The following is a 3,796-nucleotide window of genomic DNA, read 5'->3' on the forward strand; positions in this document are numbered from 1 at the left end:
CTGGCGCGGCTCGGCGGGCAACGTCGGCGCCGAGGCATCGGCCTGAGATTCAGCCCCGGCCTCGGTATCAATCAGTTCCACCGGCGATTGGGCCTGGCAAAGCGCACTGACCCACACCAACCCCCACAACAGATAGGCTTTAGACATGGCTAGGGCCCTACTCATCAGAAAGCTCAGACACTGCGCCACTGGGCGCCGTACCCCGATCAATTCTCTCCGTCAGCGACGGCGTCAACACCCATCGCCCCTGAGCGTAAATGATCGCATCTTTGGCGATAATCAGATCCAGCTGGCGCTCCCGGGCAAGCTCATCCAGCGCGGTTCGGGCAAGCGGCGATAGTTCCTCAAAGATGGCCCGCTTCTGCGCTTGTAACCATCGCTCGAGATCCTGCCCCGTATCGATCAGTTCCCGCTGGATATGCTCGATCCGCTTCTGCACCATCTCCCGCTGCGACTCGCTCAGCCCGGAGGCCTGCGCCCGGCGGTCAAGGTTCTGCAGGTCAGCTTCGGCGCTCTCAAGGGCGGACTGGTACTGCTGGAAGGCTGGATTGTCACGCAGCGCCTCCAATCGGGCGACAGCCACCTTCGTTGCAAATACGGCATCGGTGAGGTCAACCACGGCGAACGTGGGCTCTGCCCGCGTGCAGGCACAGGCCAACAGGGCCACAATCCCGATACAGTGGGCTTTGAACGATCTGGAGGTACCGACCAGGAAGCCGGCATTTCTTGGGAACAGTTGCGAATGAGCCATTATTATTCACTCTGCTGAATATCAAAAACCACCTGAAAAAAGTGGCCTTGCAGACAGAGATTACACTTAACTCACACTGTTTTCAATAAAAGGCAGGGCTGTAACGGGGCCTCTCTCGGCATAAGGCTCAGAACTCCCCCTCAGCCTTGATGAGCACCTGTGTGCTGTCCAGCCCCCCTCGCTCAGCCAGCGGCGCGGCAAAATCGATGTGCAGGACGTTACCCACCTTGGTTTTACTGGAGCTGAAACGCAGGCCAATGCCCACGTTGGACAGGTGTGGGTTGGGTTCGCCGTCAATCTGCCCGCCCCAGCTCCGCCCGGCATCAAAAAATGCCACCGCCCCCATGCGGACGATGTTAAACAGGTGAAGATCGGAAAAATAACGGCGCTCGATATTCAGAAGATAGCGACGGTTACCGCGCTGATAATCCACTGGATAACCACGCAGACCATTGGCGCCCCCCAGTGTCAGTTGCTCAAACTGCTCCAGGTTTTCACCAATGTCATAGCGCAAGTTCAAGTACCAGCGGTTCTGGTCGTCGCGAAACCAGTTGTAATTGACCTCAAGCCCGACCACCCCGCTGTCGATGGGGTTGGGGCCTTTATAGTGGCGGCCGTCCAGATCGCCCAGCAGCCGGAGTATATGGTGCTCGCCCACCCCGATAACGTTGCTGTAAGCGGCCTGATAGCGGACAAGATCCCGGTCGTTACCGAGCTGGGAGCCGCCATAACCGAGTCTTAGCCGATAGTTGACGCCCATCGCAACGTCTTCCGTACGCTGAATCTGATTGAGGTTCTTGTAAGTGGCAAAGCGGTTTTCAATCACTTCCAGCCCCAGCCAACCGTAATTGCCCTTGCGGTTCTCGGGAACCCCCAGCACCGTCTCATCCGAAGCGCTGAAAATATCCTCCTCTCGGGTAATACCCAGGCGCCAACGCCGGGTAAACCGCTCATCGGCCCGGGCCGCCACCCCGAAGTAGATCTCACTGTCTCGAGTGCGGTGCCGGAACTCATTGATCTCTTCACCACCCTCGCGAATGGTGCGAACTTCGGCCACATCCTCCGTAAAACCACCGGCGGCCCAGGGGGTTTCCAGTGAATAGAAGGGCCGCTCCAGACTGAAGGCTTTATCTTCCCCGTCACTCTTTTGCGCGTAATACAGCCGCGTCGCCAACCGGGTTTTCATAAAGTGGTCGGTTTTATACTCGTAACCGACACTGGAGCGCTCAATATTTTGCGAATAACGAAGGGCAATCGCATCACCGGTACCCAGAAAGTTACCGTCTTTAAGGCCAATGCCGGATTCGGTTTCGCCTCCTTCATGCTTGAAGGTCAGCTCGGGCTCAGTCACCCAGGAGTCGCGGGTAATGACCCGGAGGTCAATATAGTCCGGGCAGACCACATCGGGAACGATATAGGCACTGGTCAGGTAATTGCGGCTGCGCAGAATCCGCTCGGATTCCGCGATCAGCTTTTCACGCAGGGAATCGCCCTCTTGCAGCAAGAGTTGGCTGGCGATGACGGGCTCGCGAGTATTGATGTGCAGGCGGTTGAAGCCTCGGTACAGCCAGTTGTTTTCGGCGGGGTCCGACTCATCAAAAATGGCCCGACTGTCAAACTGAATGCGGCGAATGGTTTTGCCTTCGTGCTCATTAAAGGCATCGAACACCAGGCGACTCTCCCGCTGCTCCGCGAGGTCGCGATACTCATACTGAAAGTGCTCGCAGGCCTGACCGCCCTCACCCGCCACCGTGTCCGTACTCACGGGCGTCGCCTGTACCAGCCCGGACAGACAGCAGCTGCTCAGCAAGCACGCCAATCGCCGCCAGTTTGGCACTACAGGACGCGATCCGAGCAAAAATCGGTGACTACCTGGCTTCCATATTTTCACAACAGTTATAATTCTCGCCCACCGGGATGCCTGCCAGGCACCCATTCAACAATAGGCCCCATCATATACCGGAAGAAACCGCAGCGTCACGGATAAACTTGGCGGACAGGGACGGAGCACCCACTCATGGCGCTTGGACCGCAGAAACGCCCCGGGGTTGCGCGTCCGAGTCAGTGGTGAAGGGAATGATCGGCGTCGGGGTTATGGCCCTCGCCCCCGTGACCGCCGCCGACGGCCGGCCACAGAGTCCAGAGCCCAAACAGAATGATGGCCAGAGCCATGAATACTCGCAGGCCACGCCGCTGCAGCAGCCGGGTAAGTTGCTGCGCCATCACCCCCGCTGCCAGCACCGCCGGAAGGGTACCCAAACCGAAGGCGAGCATGGTCCCGCCGCTGGCCCAGACGTTGCCCTGGGCGAGGGCATAAGCCAACGCGGTGTACACCAGTCCGCAGGGCAACCAGCCCCACAAGGCGCCCAGCAACAGTGCCTGGGGCGCGCGGCGAACCGGCAATAGGGATTTACCCAGCGGCTGCAGCCGGCGCCATACCACCGCGCCCCCCCGCTCCAGCCAGGTCAGCCCTCGCCACCAGCCCGCCAGGTACAGCCCCATGGCAATGAGCAGTAGCCCCGCGAGCAGGCGCAGCACCGGATCCAACGGCGTAATGCCGCCGGCTACCAGGCCTGCCAGCAGTCCCATCAGGGTATAGCTGGCAATGCGTCCAACGTTGTACAAGAGCAGCAGTCGCCAGCGACGCCCCCTGGCCTCGGCGGGAATCGCGGCGGACAGCGCGCCCATGATGCCGCCACACATGCCCAGACAATGGGCACTGCTGAACAGCCCCAGCGTCCAGGCCGCCAACCAGCTTCCCCAAACTGATGCGTCGGCCGCCATCACGAACCTTTTCCATCGGTCTGGTTGTCGGACTCGGGATGCCGTCCAGAGGTCTTTGGGGCGGTGCGTTGTGCCTCATCGGGCTCATCATCATCAAACAGAATGCGATGAGCTTCAGTATCGAGATTGTCGTACTGGCCGCTCTTGATTGCCCAGAAAAACACTTTCAGAGCAATGGCGACAAAAATCAGGGCGATGGGCACCAATAAAAACAGACTTTCCACATCAACCTCCTGTGCGCGGGGCAAGCCCAGTGGCGGG

The 3,796-nt window shown here is 59.5% G+C and carries 4 protein-coding genes; all 4 read right to left on the reverse strand.

From position 1 onward, the window contains the following. Positions 1 to 157 precede the first annotated feature (157 nt). The gene (locus B3520_RS12135; RefSeq protein ID WP_286805982.1) at positions 158 to 751 is read right to left on the reverse strand and encodes an OmpH family outer membrane protein; all 594 of its coding nucleotides are present in this window, start codon (positions 749 to 751) and stop codon (positions 158 to 160) included. Between the two features lie 127 nt (positions 752 to 878). Further along, complete coding sequence (locus B3520_RS12140; RefSeq protein ID WP_286805983.1) at positions 879 to 2,516, reverse strand: hypothetical protein; 1,638 nt, start codon at positions 2,514 to 2,516, stop codon at positions 879 to 881. A gap of 296 nt (positions 2,517 to 2,812) precedes the next feature. Next, complete coding sequence (locus B3520_RS12145) at positions 2,813 to 3,535, reverse strand: sulfite exporter TauE/SafE family protein (protein WP_286805985.1); 723 nt, start codon at positions 3,533 to 3,535, stop codon at positions 2,813 to 2,815. Then, the coding region (gene ccoS, locus B3520_RS12150) for a cbb3-type cytochrome oxidase assembly protein CcoS (RefSeq protein ID WP_286876152.1) at positions 3,535 to 3,796 on the reverse strand (262 nt) is incomplete at its 5' end. The genes B3520_RS12145 and ccoS, both read right to left, overlap by 1 nt.

This window comes from Marinimicrobium sp. UBA4509, from assembly GCF_002388575.1.
Classification (GTDB): Bacteria; Pseudomonadota; Gammaproteobacteria; order Pseudomonadales; family Cellvibrionaceae; genus Marinimicrobium; species Marinimicrobium koreense.